Source organism: Hyphomonas sp. UBA4505 (assembly GCF_002388685.1).
Taxonomy (GTDB): Bacteria; Pseudomonadota; Alphaproteobacteria; order Caulobacterales; family Hyphomonadaceae; genus Hyphomonas.
Genome location: NZ_DGMZ01000005.1, coordinates 43,955 through 60,428, shown reverse-complemented (window position 1 = coordinate 60,428; position 16,474 = coordinate 43,955). Strand labels below are relative to the sequence as shown.

Below are 16,474 nucleotides of genomic sequence, written 5' to 3'. Positions count from 1 at the left end.
ACTTGACGCCATTACCAATTAAGACAACGATTTTGCCGCCAACAATAGAGGTGACACAGATGGAACGCATTCCCATGACCGCTGAAGGCCATGCTGCGCTTCAGTCAGAACTTAAGACGCTGAAATCCATTGAGCGCCCGAATATTATCGCGGCGATCGCGGAAGCGCGTGCGCATGGTGATCTGTCCGAAAACGCTGAATATCACGCTGCCAAGGAGAAGCAGAGCTTCATCGAAGGCCGCATCGCCGAGATCGATGACAAGCTTGCCCGCGCGGACGTGATCGACGTCTCCAAGCTGGGTGGCAGCAAGGTGCGCTTTGGCGCGACTGTGACTCTGATTGATGTCGATACGGAAGAAGAGAGCACGTACAAGATCGTTGGCGAAGACGAAGCCAATGTGAAGGACGGCAAGATCTCCGTCACCTCGCCAATTGCTCGTGCAATGATCGGCAAGGAAGAAGGCGACGAAGCCGAAGTGGCCGCCCCGTCCGGAGCACGCGCTTACGAAGTTGCCAAGGTCGAGTACCTGTAAATGGCAGAGGCGGGGTCGCTCGGACCATCCGTCTGGGCGGTCTCGGACGGCCGCGCAGGCAATGCTGCTCAGGTTCGCGCAGTGCTGCAGGCACTGGGTGATACGCGGCGATGGATTCAGATTGCTCACATTAATGGTGAATCGCACCGCTCCGAACCTCTGACGCTGAGCCCACGCTTGCCGTGGACCCTGTTGCCTGCGGACAAATGGCCGTCTCCCCTGGCTTCACTGCCGAAGAATCAGCGCGACCTGCTAACCCCGCCATGGCCAACGATCTGGATTGCTGCGGGCCGTCGTTCAGCTGCCCTGACTCGTGCCGTGCGGGAACTGTCCGGCGGAAAAACGCTGACCGTCCAAATCCTCGACCCAAGGATTCCCTCAGAAAACTTCGACCTTCTGGTCACACCGGCGCATGACGAGACAAACGGCCCGAATGTCATTCAGACGATCGGTTCGCCATCCTATTTTGCCCCTGACCTGATCGAAGATGCGGGCCAATCCTTTGCCGATCTGGCCGACGAGCGCAACAAGAGCGCGATCGTCATTCTGGGGGGGAACTCCCGCACACATACATTTACCGATGCTGCTGCCGAGCGTCTTGAATCCCAGCTTCGCATCCTGGCGGGGCAAGGCTGGCGTCTGCGGATTACAACATCGCGCCGCACGCCTGTGCCGATTGTATCCAGGTTCCGTTCGATGGCGGATGAAGTCGGAGCTCGATTCTGGGCCGGCCCCGAAGATGGCGACAATCCCTATCTTGCATGGTTGGTCTTTTCCGATTGCGCCATCGTGACAGAGGACAGCGCCAACATGCTGTCCGATGCGGCCTGGCATGATCTGCCAATCCACATCGCGCGTCTGGAAGGTCGCTCCAAGAAATTCGACAGCTTGCACCAGAGCCTGATCGATCATGGCGCCGCTCGCTGGTTCGGGGGCACATTGGAAACATGGAGCTATCCAGCATTGCGTGAGGCAGACCGCGTTGCAGATGCAATCGTCGAGAAGCTTCTGGAGCGCCACCCCCAGCCAGACATGGGCGGCGATGGGTCGAAAGTCGCGCCGCCGGACTGGATGGAATGATACTTTGTCGACAGTGGCGGAGCGGTGCAGCATGAAGCTGTTCGCACTCACCCTGCTCGCCATGCTCGCCTTCGCTGCCAATTCGGTGCTCAACCGGCTGGCACTCGCGGGCGACCTGATTGATCCAGCAAGCTTCGCAGTGATCCGCCTGTTCAGCGGCGCGATCATTCTCGGCCTGATCGTGCTCGCACAGTCTTCGACACGTCCGGCTCTCTTGTCTACAAAGCGGGGGGTCAGCGTCGCCGCCTTGCTCGCTTACATGCTCGGTTTCTCGTTTGCGTACTTGTCGCTCGATACGGGCGTCGGGGCGCTGGTCCTGTTCGGCGGTGTGCAAATCACCATGTTCGCTGGCGCCCTGCTGGCCAGAGAGCACGTCCCGGCCCTGAAATGGATCGGTGCACTCGTGGCGGCAGGTGGCCTGGCTTGGTTTCTTTGGCCGACTGACGCCGCTCCGGTCGACCCAGTGGGCGCGGCGTTGATGGGCATCGCGGCGCTCGGTTGGGGAATCTATTCACTCCTCGGTCGCGGTGCACAAAATGCCACCGAGGATACCGCAGCAAACTTCGCGCTGGCAGCTCCGCTCAGCCTGCTAGGTCTCTTCGCCATCGGGCCAGAGTTGACCCCAGTAGGCGTCTTGCTGGCCTGCCTGTCAGGCATTGTTAGGTCTGGGCTCGGTTATGCACTCTGGTACGCTATCCTGCCCCGTATCACCTCAGCCACCGCGGCCATCGCACAACTCAGCGTCCCGATCCTCGCCGCGCTTGGCGGCATCGCGATGCTCGGCGAGGATCTGACACTACGCTTTGCAATTGCTGCGCTGATTGTACTCGGTGGTATCGGGCTGTCAGTGACCGGCGCCCGAAAGCCCCGCTAGGCAGCAACAACCCGCTCATCGGCCGGGATCGGCTTCAGAATAAAGCCGCCGCCCAGAATACGCGTGCTGCCTTCTGCGTCGTAGAGCACGGCGGCCTGGCCACGCGCGACACCCTCTTCCGGATTATCGAACCAGATCACGGGAACGCCATCACTCCACCCCAAACGGGCCGGCACGGGCGGCCGCGTGGACCGCACACGGACGAGCACGGGCATCCCTGCATCAGCAGCCGCCTGGAGCGATCCTTCGCCCAGCCAATTGAGTTCTTCCAGCAACAGGCCGGACGTCATCAAGGCTTCACGCGGGCCAACAATGACCCGGCGGTTGGGCGCGTCGATCTTGACCACATAGAGCGGGTCACCCGTCGCAACCCCAAGCCCCCGGCGCTGGCCGATCGTGTAGTGGATCACGCCATTGTGCTGACCGAGCACGCGACCATCAAGATGTTCAATGTCTCCGCCCCGTCCGGCACCCGGACGCAACTTTTCCACAACCGTGGCATAGGAGCCTTCCGGCACGAAACAGATGTCCTGACTGTCCGGCTTGGAAGCCACCGGCAGATTGAACTGATCAGCCAGTTCGCGCACCTGCGTCTTCGGCAGGTCGCCGAGCGGAAAGCGCAGATAGTCCAGCTGCTCTGCCGTCGTTGCGAACAGGAAGTAAGACTGATCACGGCTCGCATCCGCGGCACGGTGAAGCTCCGGCCCATCGTCACCATCCGTGCGGCGGATGTAATGCCCTGTGGCAAGACAATCTGCCCCGAGATCACGGGCGGTTTTCAACAGGTCCGAAAACTTGACCGTCTGGTTACAGCGAATGCACGGAATCGGTGTCGAACCGGCCAGATAGGTATCGGCGAAGTCTTCCATCACCTGCTCGCGGAACTTAGACTCGTAGTCGAGTACATAGTGCGGAATGCCGATCTGGTCGGATACGTTGCGGGCATCATGGATGTCTTGCCCGGCGCAGCAGGCGCCCTTCTTCTCGATGGCAGCGCCATGATCGTAAAGCTGTAGCGTGATGCCAATCACGTCGTAGCCCTGCGCCTTCAGCATGGCGGCCACGACAGAGCTGTCGACTCCGCCCGACATGGCAGCGACGACGCGCGTTTCCGCGGGCGGTTTGGCAAATCCAAGAGAGTTCACACGGCCATCCCAGGCCGGCGGCAATTCATAAGTCATGTCTCACTCCAACCGGGTTAAAGGCCCGGAGCAGTTTCAGGAATGGGCGCATATAGCGCGAGACGCGCCAAATTGCGAGGGGGTCAGGCTGCAGATGCTTCAGCGTTGGCCGTTCCAGCAGCAACCCAACCGCCCCGGAAGTGGCGAGCCGGCTCCAGCTTGTCGGTCAGGCCGATGACACTTTCGCCACCACCGAGCAGAATCATGCCGCCGGGCATCATTTGTTTCGAGACGCTTTCAATCACTTTGGTACGGGACGCGCGCGCCATTCCGGACAATACATTCCGACAGAGGATAACATCGAAGTTTCCGAGCCCGTCTGCCCGCTCGAGCAGATTGTGCTGGCGAAAGCTCACGCGCGAACGCAAGGCTTCAGACGCTTCCCACTGGCCGGTTTCGAGACGGGTGAAGTGCTTGACGAGTCGGTGGATCGACAGCCCCTTCTGAACCTCGTAGTGCCCATAGCGCGCCACGCGAGCGGTCTCGGTGGAGACCTTGCAGATATCAGTCGAAAGAATATCGATCTTTGCGCCGCGCAGGCTGGCAGGCAATTCGTCTTCCAGCAGGATCGCCAGGGAATAGGCTTCCTGGCCCGTGCTGCCGCCGGCGCACCAGACTTTCAGACGGCCCGTATTGGACGCCTTCAGCCGTTTCGGCAGTACGTCGTCGACAACACGCTTTAGGGCGTCGCGGTCCCGGAAGAAGCAGGTGTCCTTGGACACCAACGCGGATGCGACTTCGGCCGCGAAGACCGGATTGGCGCGCGATTTCAGGCAGTGGACGAGATCCGCCATAGTGCCAAAGCCCTCGCGGCGGGCGATTGCCGCAAGCCGGGCTTCAATCAGATAGGATTTGGATTTCGGAATCGCCTGACCGGAGCCTTTCAGCGCCAGCTCAGCCAACTCGTTGAAGACCTCTTCCTGCATCTAACACTCCGAATCGGACATTCTGCCCATAAACCTTACCCATAGGGCTCGGTTTATTAAGAAATGCTTCAGACCAGGCCGACTTCCGCAAATTTGCTTTCCAGAATATCGGCGTCGAATGGCTTCATGATGAACTCGTCAGCGCCTGAACTCAACGCTTCATTTATGTGTTCAGCATCATTCTCAATGGAGCAGAACACGACAAGCGGATGTTTGCCGCCTTCTTCGCGGCGCAAGGCCCGCAGGAAGTCCAAGCCGTTCATGACTGGCATATTCCAGTCAAGCAGGATGGCATCGGGCATTTTCTGGCGACACTGGCGCATGGCGTCTGCCCCATCGCCGGCTTCCAGCACGTCAAACTTCAGGTCGCGCACAATGCGCGCCGCCACTTTCCGGACAACGCGGGAGTCATCAACGATCAGACAGGTTTTCATGATGTATCCTGTGCGCAGCGGTTCGGACTCGAATCTGGCCGACCCCGGTTAAGAAAGTCCTGCCAAAGTGTAAATTTCGGGCCAGCACTATCCCTCTGCGCGAATGCCCGCCGCCATGATGATGACCGTCTCTTCGCTTTCGCTGGCGGTCAACTCGCCGCCGAGACCGTCACAGATGATCTTCGAGAACAAGGGCTGAATGGTTTCCGGACGCCAGCCATCCTCTGGTTCGATTCCCTTGATACCATTGGCGATGTCAGGGCGCAGGCGCGCCCGATTGCCCTTGCAGGTCAGAGTGATCGTCAGGCCCACTTGCTCATTGCGAATGCGCACATGAATCACGCCGCCGCGCGGCAGACAGTCAATGCCCATCATTACGAGGTTCATCATCATCCGAACATGCGAGAAGCTCAAATGGTCGGTCTGGATATCGAATTCGATACTCGGCCGGTGGCTGGCCACGAAGTTCTCGGTGATCTTGCGCGCTTCATGAATGTCGGCCGCGCCCGCATTCAAGCCGATCGACCCAAAGGCGTAGCGCAGAAACTGAATCCGAGCGCCCGCCTTCTCGGCTCCATCATGCAGCAGGTCCTGGGCCTGCGCCTTCATTTCCATGTCACCCGGATCGTTCAACAGATCGAGCGCATTCGTGACCGAAGATACGGGCGAAACAAGGTCGTGGCAGATGCGTGATGCGATGTACGCGGATAGGCGTGCAGGATCGATCATGGGTAGTGGAGCCCCGTTCTAGAGTTCAGATTTTGCGCAGGATTGTGTGAGCCGCCCGGCGTGTCAATCAAGGCTGTATGAACTATTGGCGATATTCAACATTCTGCTCAGTTGCATCTTCCGGACGGTCGATATCGTCATAGCCGTGGCGCGCACTGTGGAAGGTGAGCAGAAACAGGCCAATTGACAGACCAAGCGTCATGACGCCGCCCAGGACATAGGCGATCCAGCCATGCCCTGAGAGCCCGTCAGCATTGCTTTCCCAGAACAGCGAAATGCCCCAGAGCATCAGCCCCAGGAGCACGAAACTGGCTACAATCCAGAAGATCAGCTTGCGTGACATGTCTGATCACCTACGCCTGACGGCGCTGGAAACAAGCTATTTCTGCTTCCAGCTGCCGCTGGCATCCATGTACCATTGGCCAGGGCTCAGTTTGGAAATCTGCTTTTCGCCGGTGATGCGGGCGACTTCAGCGACCGTCGTGCCGGTTTCAGTAGCGACTTCCGCATATTTGGCGGCGCGCTTGTTGTTGATCTCCTGAACCTTGCGAATGAGCGACGGGTCAGCCGACCCGATAACGCCAAGGCGACCGTCAATGCGTTCGCCGACCTCACCCGCCTCAATGGCAGCATCAATGGCGGGATCACCCGCAAAGGCGGCTGGCGACATCGCGGCAAGGCCGAAGGCCAAGGCCAGGGCAGCGAAAAAAGTGCGAAGGGATTTCATCATCTCGTCTCCAGATTTCGCGAGTTTAGAACAAGTCTGGATTGTCCGCGATCAGGTCTTCGACTTCCTTGTCGAGGATCACGCGGACTTCCTGGGTAATATTGACATTCAAGTCGATCTTGATCGGCTTGTCGGACGGTTCGATGCGGACGGTCGGCGTGCAGGCGACCAGTGCCGCAATGCCCGCGCCAGCCAGCAAGGCTTTGGAATAATTCATCAGGATTCGCTCCTCAGGGTTCAATGGGGAACATGACACACGCCACCTTAACGTCAATGAAGTTGGCGGTTGTGTCCTATTCAGATTCATCCAGTCGTTTTGCTTTCACCTGCTCGACAACGGCGTCGGTCAGCCCCTTCTGGCTCGTATAGTATTGAGTGTTGCGCAAGAGTTCGCCGAGTGCCGAGTTAACCGTGATGTTGAACAGGAAGGGTTGCCCCGTCAGCACCTGATTTCCGTCACCATACGCGATCCCCTTCCGGCTCTTACCCTCCAGAATGAGAGAAATGGTCATCCGGTCGCGGACGTTGCCGTCAAGGCCAAGCTCAAGGACCGTGAAATCGAAATCCTTCAGCGCTTCAAAGGCCATTTTTGCGTTTTCGTCTGCTGCGCCAGCAGAGTCCGCAGCCGTGCCCAGATAGGAGATATAGCCCCCATCCGCATCGGCTCTCAACCGAGCATCGCGGACCAGAATATCTGTGCCGTCAATGTCGATTGGAAAGCTGCCGGACACAGTGCCGGTCGCTCGTGTGTCGGGCAGTTTCAAAACCTCGACCAGTTTCGCGAGTTCGATTGCTTCTGCCGTAACTTCAATGTTCTGTTGCTCGCCGCCAAGCGACCAGACAAAGGGCGGCAATGCCAGTGTCCCCCCGGCGAAGGGGAATGCAGCCGACTCGACTTTGAACTGCGTACCCTCGACCAGCTGAAAAGTGATTTGGCCATTCTCCAGCGGTACGCCGGGGTTGAGACGCTCGACGAGGATGGTCTGTCCTGGCTCGGTGGTCAGGGCCAGCAATTCGCGAAAGGCGACGGTGCCGTTGACCCCCTGCACCCGGCCAAGCCGTGTCGTCTGAAAACCGAATTCGGAAACCGAGACTTCCCCTGTCCCTTCGATCTTGCCTCCAACAATGTCAAACCGCGCCGCCGCAGCAAGACCGCCGCGCGCATCCGTGAAAACGCCCCGCAAACGGTCTGACAGGCGCCAAGGCTGCAGGGCACCGGGCTCGAATTGCAGGTCACGGCTCTCCAGCGCCGCCATGCCACTCAGCTTCGTCACGTCGAGGCGAAGCAGTGTGTCCGCAACGGTGATGCCGTTTGACGCAAGCCGCAAAGGCCCGGACATGCTGAAATCGGCACCGCTCAGAGTTGCGTCCAGGTCTGCTGTGAGCGGCTGGTAGAGGGGGTCATCGCGATAGTCGCGGATAATCACACCGTCGGCGCTCATACTCCCCTTCACACCACCCTCGCCCGTTGTGCCTTCGAAGCGGAAATCACTGGAGCTGACATTGGCGGGCACAAGCGTTCCGTTGAACTTGGTTGCCCCCAGTCGCGCCGACAGAGCGGGCGCGGCGTTCAGACGGGTGGCAATGCCTAGCCTCAGTCGGTCGCCATCAATGCTGAGCGTCTCCTCACCGATGCCAAGGGCCAATGAGACAGAGTCTGACACCGCCGAGACGCTCGCAGTCTTTCCGCCCGTCCAGTCAATCTGTGCATTTGTGAAGCTGACCGTCCCGGCATTCGATGAGAAAGCGACCGGAACCACCAAGTCTCCGAGTTTTGTGGCCCCAGCAAATCCGGCCCCCGGCGAGATGAAGTCTTTCCCTTCCGGGCATATCGGCGTGCGGAAAGCGCCGAGGCTGACCGATCCGAACCGCAAGCCCTGGCTGTCCAGTGACAGGCAGGACCGATCCGGAGTGGATATCCGCCACCCCGCCTTGTCGGACGACACCAGCAACTGACCGGACAGGCTGGAAGAGTCGAGATCAAAGCCGGACACATTACCCGCGACGCCGATCTTGCCAGATGTCTCAAGCGCCATCTCCCCTTCGCCGACGCGTTGATAGTCAATCCGTTTCAGATCGGCTGAGAGAGTCCTGCCACCTGCCGACCAGGAGGACAGTTTCAGATCCGTCGCGTTGAAATGCGACAGGCCCATTTCGGACATCTGGACCTGAAGGTCTGCCGTAAGGGCTGGCAAACCGCCGCCTTTCAAAGAGAGCTGACCTGCTACCGATCGATCACGGCCCATCGAAGAGAGCCATTTTCCGTTAGCGCCAGGCAAGATGTCTGCCGCCAGCCCTGATTGTGCGTTGAGCTGCGCCGGCCCATCCGCCGAAATGGCCCATCCGTCCGCCTTGTGCTGAGCCTCGACCGTAACCGACGCATTGAAGGCCGTTAGCGCTCGACGCAGCGCGCTCGTAAGACTAGCTTCATGGGCCGCGAACATGTCGGGCAGATTGACCAAGTCGAGCAACTGGTCAGATGTCGCGGCAGTCAACGATGTCCCGGACGTCGATACATCGGCCTTGAAGCCGATGCCGTCCGCGACCGTCCTGTCCAAGTTTGCCCGGACCGACGCACGTTGCGTGCGGCCCTGAGGAACGTCCAGGTCGCTTGCAGAAGCCAGTACAGGGCCGATGACGTGCCCCGCTTCGCCCGCAAGATCGAACTCCAATTGCATGTCGCGACCGGCAAATGCGCTGCCGGAAACTTTCGACGCATCTGTCTCGGCAGAGGCCTCAACCAGCGCATTCAAAATCGAGTCGATCTCAAAGGATGGCAGACGATCCAAAATGGCACGCCCCCTACTCGATGCATTAGAAATTTCATATCCGCTCCAGGAGGCGCTGGCGACATGTCCGTCCCAGACAATTTGTGTGTCACCGGCTCCGTCGAGGGGGGAATTCAGCAACCCGTCGAGTTGAACGTTTCGCGCCTGAACGCCGCGTATATCGGCCTCGGCAAGATCCAGAAAAGCCTCGCCTTCCAGCTGGCCGTCGCTGGCAGTGACATCGACTCGCCCCTCCGACCAGACCAGCGTGCCGTCCGGACCGGACAGGGACACCGGGTCGAGTACCATCTGCAATGTGCCGGATTCGGGAAATTCGCCTTCCAGATCGACCGATGCCCCGATGTCGCCGGCGCTTGTGGCCAGCAAGACGCGGCCCTTGGTAATCTTCACTGGAGGCAGCGGACTGCCACTGTCCCCGCCAGACCCGCCCAGATTTTCAAGCCCATGAAAGCGAATACCACGATCATCCAACGTGCCGTGCAATTCCGGCGCAATAACCGATACGGCACCGAGAGACGGCACCAGCCCCTTCCAGGATATGTCTGCAGTTACTTCGTCTGCCACGAAGGGCGTCTCGTCGCCGGATTTGATGCGCACCCCGGTAATCACCGCGCCACCAGGCCCAAGGCGCTTGAAATCGGCCTCGCAAGTCAGGAACTGGTCATGGCACCACTGCGCCAATGCCTGTTGGGCGATGTATTTGCGACCGAGCCAGCCGAGTGCACCAAAAAGCAGGATCAGGGTCAGGATCGCGACCAGCAGCCAACGCCCCCAATTCAGGCGGCGCGTGCCCGCCTTCGAGCCTTCAACCTCTAAATCTTTGTAATGTGGCGTATTCACTGACGGTTCCGGCTTGCTTCTTGCTTTGATTGGCTACTAGGATTTGTAGGAAAGCAAGAAGGCCAAATTGAGCAAGAATGTCGTTTCTTAACGTGTAAACGGTATAAAAGGTCCTTCTGACATTCACAGTCTTGAGAGACAGAGGTGCTGGGTGGCACTGGAGTGAGGGAGATCGCGCCATGGTGCATGACGTGAAAACAGTCGAAACGAACACTGCCGAGCCGGGCCGAACGGTCTCGCATGGCGTGAAGAGTCTGGTCGTATTGGGTCTGTTGGGATCGGTTTCGGCCATTCTGGGCCTTGTAACGGTCGGTCCATCCAATGAGCCGGTCGGAATGGGCGCCGCCCATGCATCGCCGGCCCCGCCGCCCCTCGCCACAACACTCTTGTCTGCAACCGAATTCGAGCCCGGCCTTGGCATTCCAAACCGCGTAAGCGGCACGCTGAAAAGCCGCGAAACGCTGACGGAACTCGTTACGCGCCTTGGGGCCGAGCCATCCGATGCTGCCGCTGCGCTGCACACGATTTACGAGAAGGAATTCCTCGATCCGCGGCGCCTTCGCCCCGGGGTCAAGGCCGACGCCTTCATTACCAATGGTCAATTGACCGCGCTCAACATCAAGGCGGACGCCGAACGCAATCTTTTCATCACGCGCTCAGCCGAGAGCGGCTGGACAGCCAGCGAGCTGAAAGCCCGCCTCAGCCCAACTTATCACCGCGTTGCAGCCCCAATTGAAACCTCCATCTATGAAGCCGCCCGCAAGCTGGGCGCCGGCGACCAGCAGGTTGTCGATTTTGCCAGCGCGTTTGCCTATGACGTGGATTTCCAGCGCGAGATCCATCCGGGCGATACCTTCGAAATGGTCTACGAGACCCAGGTCGATGAACGTGGCACACCGGTCAAGAATGGCGATCTGGTGTTCGCCAAGCTGAATGGCCGGGCCCTGACACGCGGCTTCTATCGCTTCACACCCAGCGATGACGGCGTAGCTGACTATTTCGACGAGAATGGCGAAAGCGCCACGAAATTCCTGATGAAGACTCCGATCAATGGCGCGCGTCTGTCATCCTCCTTCGGCAATCGGCGCCATCCGATCTCTGGCTATACGCGCCTGCACAAGGGCACTGATTTCGCCGCACCGTCCGGCACGCCGATCTATGCAGCGGGCAATGGCACGGTCGAGCGCGCCAGCCGCTATGGCGGCTATGGCAATTATGTCCGCATCAAGCACGCCAATAATTACAAGACCGCCTACGCCCACATGTCCCGCTACGGACCAGGCGTGCGCGCTGGCAAGCGGGTCCGCCAAGGCGACGTGATTGGCTATGTCGGCTCGACCGGTGCCTCAACCGGACCGCACCTGCACTACGAAGTCTACATCAAGGGCAAGCCAGTCAACGCGATGCGCCTGAAACTGCCGACCGGCCGCAAGCTGGCTGAGACGCCGGACATGCTTGCCGAATTCGAAGCCCGCAAGGCCGAGATCGACGCGATCCGCACAGCCCAGGGCGCCCAGCTCATGGCAGGCACCGGCTCGCTGACCAATCCACCCTCTCCGTAAAAGGAATGTCGCGGAGCTCCCGAGGCTCCGCGTATCCTGCGGCTATTGCACTGGGTGATGCGCCTCCAGAAATGTAAGCGTCCGATTCAACACATCCGAACGTGCGTACGTGGACTGCAGGAAATGATCCTCGCCTTCCATCTCCACAAAGGTGAAGTTCGGGCGGTTTCCGGTAGCTTCGCGCATCCGCGTGAACTGCCGGAAGGGCACGCGCGTGTCTTCGCGGCCATGCATGATCAGGATCGGCGCCGACATTGCCCCGGCCTGACGGACCGGCATGATGGCCGCGCGGCTGGCATCGTCTGAAAACCGGCCTGACCCGAGCATCAATTCATAGTGATTGTAAGCATCGCTGTCGGGTGTGTATTCCGACAGGCGCAGGATCGGATCCGTCACTCCGTTCACCGAGATAGCACATTTCACCCGTCCGGAATCCCGCGCGGCCACCATCAGGGCCGAATAACCGCCATAGCTGCCGCCAGCGATGCAATAACCGTCCGGCTTGGCAATGCCCTGCGCGATGGCCCATGCCGCACCGTCGATCACGTCGTCGACCATCTTGCCGCCATACTCGCCATATCCGGCGAAGCGATGCTCCGAAGTCGAACCGGTCGAGCCGCGATAGTTCGGGCGCAATACGGCATAGCCTGCCTCGGCATAGGCGCCGGACCACCAGTCGAACTCGGCCGTGTCATGGGCCACCGGGCCGCCATGCGGCAGGACGACCAGCGGAAACGGGCCATTATCCGACGTCTTGCCGGGCGGCAAGGTGACGAAACCCTGAATGGTGCGGCCATCGCGGGCCTCATACGAAATCGAAACGACATTTCCAACAGGGCGGTTCACCAGATGTGATCCGGCGCTGCCGATGCTCCCCATCGTGCCGGCGGCAGAGTCATAGACGAAATAGTCTGCCGGCCGCCCGGCCTCCGCCAGGGCGACAGAGACTTTCTTGCGGTCGGCCGTCCAGGAAGTGATCGTAACATGCTTGCCCGGCATGGCCGCCTCGATGGCGGACTGCGCAGCATCCAGTTCCGGCACGAGGAAAACCTGCTCATCCCATTCCCCACCATATTCGACCCCAACCAATGTGCCCGTATAGGGATCGATGATCGTCGCGGCGGCCCCGGCCCGCTTGTCTCCGATCATGACGGGAGACATCGATCCGTCGCGCAGCGACATGTAATTCAGGCCGCGGTTCTCACCCCTGTCGATCCAGACGATCAGGTCTCCAACGCTTTCTTCGAGCGCGATCAGGCGCAGATTACGAACATTCACATCATCTTCGAAGTAGATTTCATCCCGCCCGCGATAAACGGTCGACGTCCCGAGATTGATGTCGCGACGCAAACGGGCAACCTCTCGACCATACTGGTCGAAAACGACCTGATCTGTGTGTTTGGGGAACGTTTCAGCTTTCCGGGTCTTTCCGTTCTTCAGATTGACCGCAAATGTACGGGGCATCCAGCCCTTGTTGGATTTCGTCGGCATGATCGTACCCGAAGTCGCACCACTATCGTAAATCCATCCCATGATCAGGACCTTGCCCTCATCCTGGGGCAGCAGAGACACGATGTTCGACGTGTCCACCATGCCCCGCGTGTCGTTCATGAGTACGGTGGATTCGCCAGAGTTCACATCATACGAAACGGCCCGCCACGCCTCGAATTCCTGCATTCCGCTCTGAGTCTGCAGGCGCTCGAACATACCGAAACGAAAGATCAGGCGCGCTTCATCTACCCAGAAAAAATCTTTCAGGCGATACGTGGAGTCGAGGCCGATCAGAGCAGACTCCGTGGCCCCGGTCAGGTCGAACACACACAGCGACGGCAAGCCCTGCGGGGCGCATTCAATGGCCAGTTTCGTGCCTTGAGGAGAAAGCTGCGGCTCAGCAATTCCGTCCGCACGACCATAGAGTTCCGCGATCTCGTTCATGTCCGCGCGCGCAGTCTGGCACGCGGCCGCCAGTGTCACCGCGAGCGCGGTCAATATCATTTTCAAATGCAAGATGACCTCCCTGAGTGACAGAAAGGCCATCATAAAATTCTCGGTCGATCAACCTTTAGTTCAGGGCTGCAGCACCTTTGGCGAACCCGTTCGGGACGCCATTGATGGACAGCTGGTCGCCTTCGACCCCAATCTCGATGGTCTCGCCATCATGGATGCGGCCTTCCAGCAGGAGGCGGGCCAGAGGATCTTGCAATTCCTTCTGGATGACACGCTTGAGTGGCCTTGCCCCATAGACCGGGTCATAGCCCCGCGCGGCCAGCCAGTTGCGAGCATCGAGGCTCAACTGCAGCGTCATCTTCCGATCCTTCAGCAGCGCTTCCAGGCGCTCCATCTGGATATCGACAATATGGTCGATCTCGCCGCGGCCCAGCCGCTTGAAGAAGACGATCTCGTCGATCCGGTTGATGAATTCGGGTCGGAAATGCGTGCGGATAGCGCCCATGACGGACTCTTTGGCTGCCTCCGACACCTCTCCCTCTTCGCCGCTCGCCAGCGCGTCTGCGCCGAGGTTCGACGTCATGATGATGATCGTGTTCTTGAAGTCGACCGTACGGCCCTGACCATCGGTCAGGCGCCCATCATCGAGGACCTGCAACAACGTATTGAAAAGGTCCGGATGGGCTTTCTCGACCTCATCGAACAAGATCACCTGGTAGGGCCTGCGCCGCACTGACTCCGTCAGCACACCCCCTTCATCATAACCGACATAGCCCGGAGGCGCTCCAATCAAACGGGCGACGGAATGCTTCTCGGAAAATTCCGACATGTCGAGCCGAAGGATCGCGGTATCATCGTCAAACATGAACTCGGCCAGTGCCTTGGTCAGCTCGGTCTTGCCGACGCCCGTCGGACCGACGAACAGGAAAGAGCCAATGGGACGGTTCGGATCCTGCAAGCCAGCGCGTGCACGGCGAACAGCATTGGAGACGGCCTCCAGCGCAGCATCCTGACCCACGACCCGCTTGCGCAAATCGTCTTCCATCTTGAGCAGCTTCTCGCGCTCGCCCTCCATCATCTTGTCGACGGGAATGCCTGTCCACTTCGAGACCACGGCAGCAATATGCTCTGGGCGGACGACTTCGGAGACGAGTCCACCGTCTCCCTGATCATCCTCGCTGCCTTCGACTTCCGCAATGAGCTTTTCCAGCTGCGGGATTGTCGCGAACTTCAACTCAGACGCCTTGGTCAGGTCGCCTTGGCGCTGGGCTTCCGCCATGTCGGCATAGGCCCGGTCGAGCTGTTCTTTCGCGGAGGCAGCGCCCTTCAACTTGTTCTTCTCGGCGGACCATGTCGCCGTCAGCTCATCAGACTTTGTCTGCAGATCCGTAATCTCGCTCTCGATTGTCTTGAGGCGATCCACCGAAGCAGCATCCTTTTCTTTCTTCAGAGCCTCGGCCTCGATCCGCAATTGCAGGAGGCGGCGATCGATCTCGTCGAGTTCTTCGGGCTTGGAATCGACCTGCATGCGCAAACGCGCAGAGGCTTCGTCCATAAGGTCGATGGCCTTGTCCGGCAGGAACCGGTCAGTGATATACCGGTTCGACAAATTGGCGGCAGAAACAATCGCGGCGTCCGACACGCGGATACCATGGTGCGCCTCGTAGCGACCCTTCAGGCCACGGAGAATCGAGATTGTATCGGCAACGGTTGGCTCATCCACGAAAACGGCCATGAACCGTCGTGCGAGGGCGGGGTCACCTTCAACATGTTTGCGATACTCGTCCAAAGTCGTCGCACCGATACAGTGCAGTTCGCCACGCGCCAAGGCAGGCTTGAGGAGGTTTGAGGCGTCCATTGCGCCATCACCCTTGCCCGCACCAACCAGCGTGTGCATCTCGTCAATGAACAGGACAACGCCCCCTTCCGCCTGCTGAACTTCATTCAGCACGGCCTTCAGGCGTTCCTCGAATTCACCGCGGAACTTTGCCCCCGCAATCAGTGCGCCCATGTCGAGCGCAAGCAGGCGTTTGCCTTTCAGGCTTTCTGGTACGTCGCCATTAACAATGCGCAGCGCGAGTCCTTCGGCGATTGCCGTTTTACCCACACCGGGCTCACCAATCAGGACAGGGTTGTTCTTCGACCGGCGAGACAGGACCTGGATCGCACGGCGGATTTCTTCGTCGCGCCCGATAACCGGGTCGAGCTTGCCTTCCCGCGCATCCTTGGTCAGGTCGCGGGCGTATTTTTTCAGGGCTTCATAGCCTTCTTCGGCATTTTCACTGTCAGCAGTGCGACCCTGACGGAGTTCGGCAATGGCGCCTTCGAGGCCAGACGAGGTCACGCCCGCATTGGCCAGCACGTCAGAAGCCGGATCACCCTTCAGACTGGCGATTGCCAGCAACAGGCGTTCAACGGTGACAAAACTGTCGCCAGCTTTCTTTGCGTCCGCTTCGGCAGTCTGGAACAGCTGGGCCCCTGCCTGCTCGAGACGTAGGCCAGAGCTTGCGCCTTGCACCTTGGGCAGTTTGCCAAGCGCCGTGTCGATGCCTTGCGCAACCAGTTCCGGACGACCCCCGCTTGCACGGATCAGGTTCACCGCGAGTTGGTCGCGGTCTTCCAGCATGGTCTTCAGGACATGGGCAGGCGTCAGAACCTGATGGCCATTTGCCAAGGCAGCGGTCTGTGCACCCTGAATGATCGCGCGAGCGCGCTCTGTGTATTGTTCAATATTCATCTACATCCCCTTTGAAAGGCAGATCATGGAAGTTGGTGGACAATGGCCCCGCTCAGCGGCAGCCGGTATCCGGTTCTTTCCTGATGTGGGAAGCCTTGATGGGTTTGCAACCGCC

The 16,474-nt window shown here is 59.5% G+C and carries 14 protein-coding genes; 4 read left to right on the top strand and 10 right to left on the bottom strand.

Annotation, left to right across the window (positions count from 1 at the left end):
- The first annotated feature begins 59 nt into the window (after window positions 1–59).
- Genes greA through B3527_RS03535 form a run of 3 tightly spaced genes read left to right on the top strand, consistent with a single transcriptional unit; the run spans window position 60 to window position 2,487 of the window.
- A complete protein-coding gene (gene greA / locus B3527_RS03545) occupies window positions 60–533 on the top strand; it encodes a transcription elongation factor GreA (protein WP_034812620.1) in 474 nt (157 codons plus the stop codon).
- The gene (locus tag B3527_RS03540; RefSeq protein ID WP_290478535.1) at window positions 534–1,613 is read left to right on the top strand and encodes a mitochondrial fission ELM1 family protein; all 1,080 of its coding nucleotides are present in this window, start codon (window positions 534–536) and stop codon (window positions 1,611–1,613) included.
- A 31-nt stretch (window positions 1,614–1,644) separates the two neighbouring features.
- Window positions 1,645–2,487: a DMT family transporter gene (locus tag B3527_RS03535; protein ID WP_290478536.1), complete on the top strand. Its 843-nt coding sequence runs from the start codon at window positions 1,645–1,647 to the stop codon at window positions 2,485–2,487.
- Here the strand turns inward: B3527_RS03535 and mnmA are convergent.
- The 8 genes from mnmA to B3527_RS03495 all read right to left on the bottom strand — a co-directional run bounded on the left by mnmA (window position 2,484) and on the right by B3527_RS03495 (window position 10,113).
- Window positions 2,484–3,668: a tRNA 2-thiouridine(34) synthase MnmA gene (gene mnmA / locus B3527_RS03530; protein WP_290478537.1), complete on the bottom strand. Its 1,185-nt coding sequence runs from the start codon at window positions 3,666–3,668 to the stop codon at window positions 2,484–2,486. The genes B3527_RS03535 and mnmA overlap by 4 nt on opposite strands.
- 83 nt (window positions 3,669–3,751) lie before the next feature.
- Window positions 3,752–4,594: a CheR family methyltransferase gene (locus B3527_RS03525; RefSeq protein WP_206992445.1), complete on the bottom strand. Its 843-nt coding sequence runs from the start codon at window positions 4,592–4,594 to the stop codon at window positions 3,752–3,754.
- A gap of 68 nt (window positions 4,595–4,662) precedes the next feature.
- Entirely contained in the window at window positions 4,663–5,028 is a 366-nt protein-coding gene (locus B3527_RS03520; RefSeq protein ID WP_034812625.1) for a response regulator, read from the bottom strand.
- An 87-nt stretch (window positions 5,029–5,115) separates the two neighbouring features.
- Window positions 5,116–5,757 (bottom strand): histidine phosphotransferase family protein, encoded by a 642-nt coding sequence (locus B3527_RS03515; RefSeq protein ID WP_206992444.1) that lies wholly within the window; start codon window positions 5,755–5,757, stop codon window positions 5,116–5,118.
- Window positions 5,758–5,839: 82 nt separating this feature from the next.
- Complete coding sequence (locus tag B3527_RS03510) at window positions 5,840–6,100, bottom strand: hypothetical protein (RefSeq protein ID WP_051607596.1); 261 nt, start codon at window positions 6,098–6,100, stop codon at window positions 5,840–5,842.
- Window positions 6,101–6,136: 36 nt separating this feature from the next.
- Window positions 6,137–6,487 carry a YdbL family protein gene (locus tag B3527_RS03505; protein ID WP_290478538.1) on the bottom strand — a complete coding sequence of 117 codons (351 nt, stop codon included), beginning with the start codon at window positions 6,485–6,487 and terminating at the stop codon, window positions 6,137–6,139.
- A 22-nt stretch (window positions 6,488–6,509) separates the two neighbouring features.
- Entirely contained in the window at window positions 6,510–6,701 is a 192-nt protein-coding gene (locus B3527_RS03500; RefSeq protein ID WP_051607597.1) for a YnbE family lipoprotein, read from the bottom strand.
- Between the two features lie 76 nt (window positions 6,702–6,777).
- Entirely contained in the window at window positions 6,778–10,113 is a 3,336-nt protein-coding gene (locus B3527_RS03495) for an intermembrane phospholipid transport protein YdbH family protein (RefSeq protein WP_290478539.1), read from the bottom strand.
- A gap of 179 nt (window positions 10,114–10,292) precedes the next feature.
- Between B3527_RS03495 and B3527_RS03490 the strand changes: the two genes are divergently transcribed.
- Window positions 10,293–11,675, top strand: a complete 1,383-nt coding sequence (locus B3527_RS03490) for a M23 family metallopeptidase (protein ID WP_206992442.1) — start codon at window positions 10,293–10,295, stop codon at window positions 11,673–11,675.
- Between the two features lie 42 nt (window positions 11,676–11,717).
- Here the strand turns inward: B3527_RS03490 and B3527_RS03485 are convergent, their stop codons facing one another.
- A complete protein-coding gene (locus tag B3527_RS03485) occupies window positions 11,718–13,682 on the bottom strand; it encodes an alpha/beta hydrolase family protein (RefSeq protein WP_290478540.1) in 1,965 nt (654 codons plus the stop codon).
- A 55-nt stretch (window positions 13,683–13,737) separates the two neighbouring features.
- Window positions 13,738–16,359 carry an ATP-dependent chaperone ClpB gene (gene clpB, locus B3527_RS03480; protein ID WP_290478541.1) on the bottom strand — a complete coding sequence of 874 codons (2,622 nt, stop codon included), beginning with the start codon at window positions 16,357–16,359 and terminating at the stop codon, window positions 13,738–13,740.
- Window positions 16,360–16,474 lie beyond the last annotated feature (115 nt).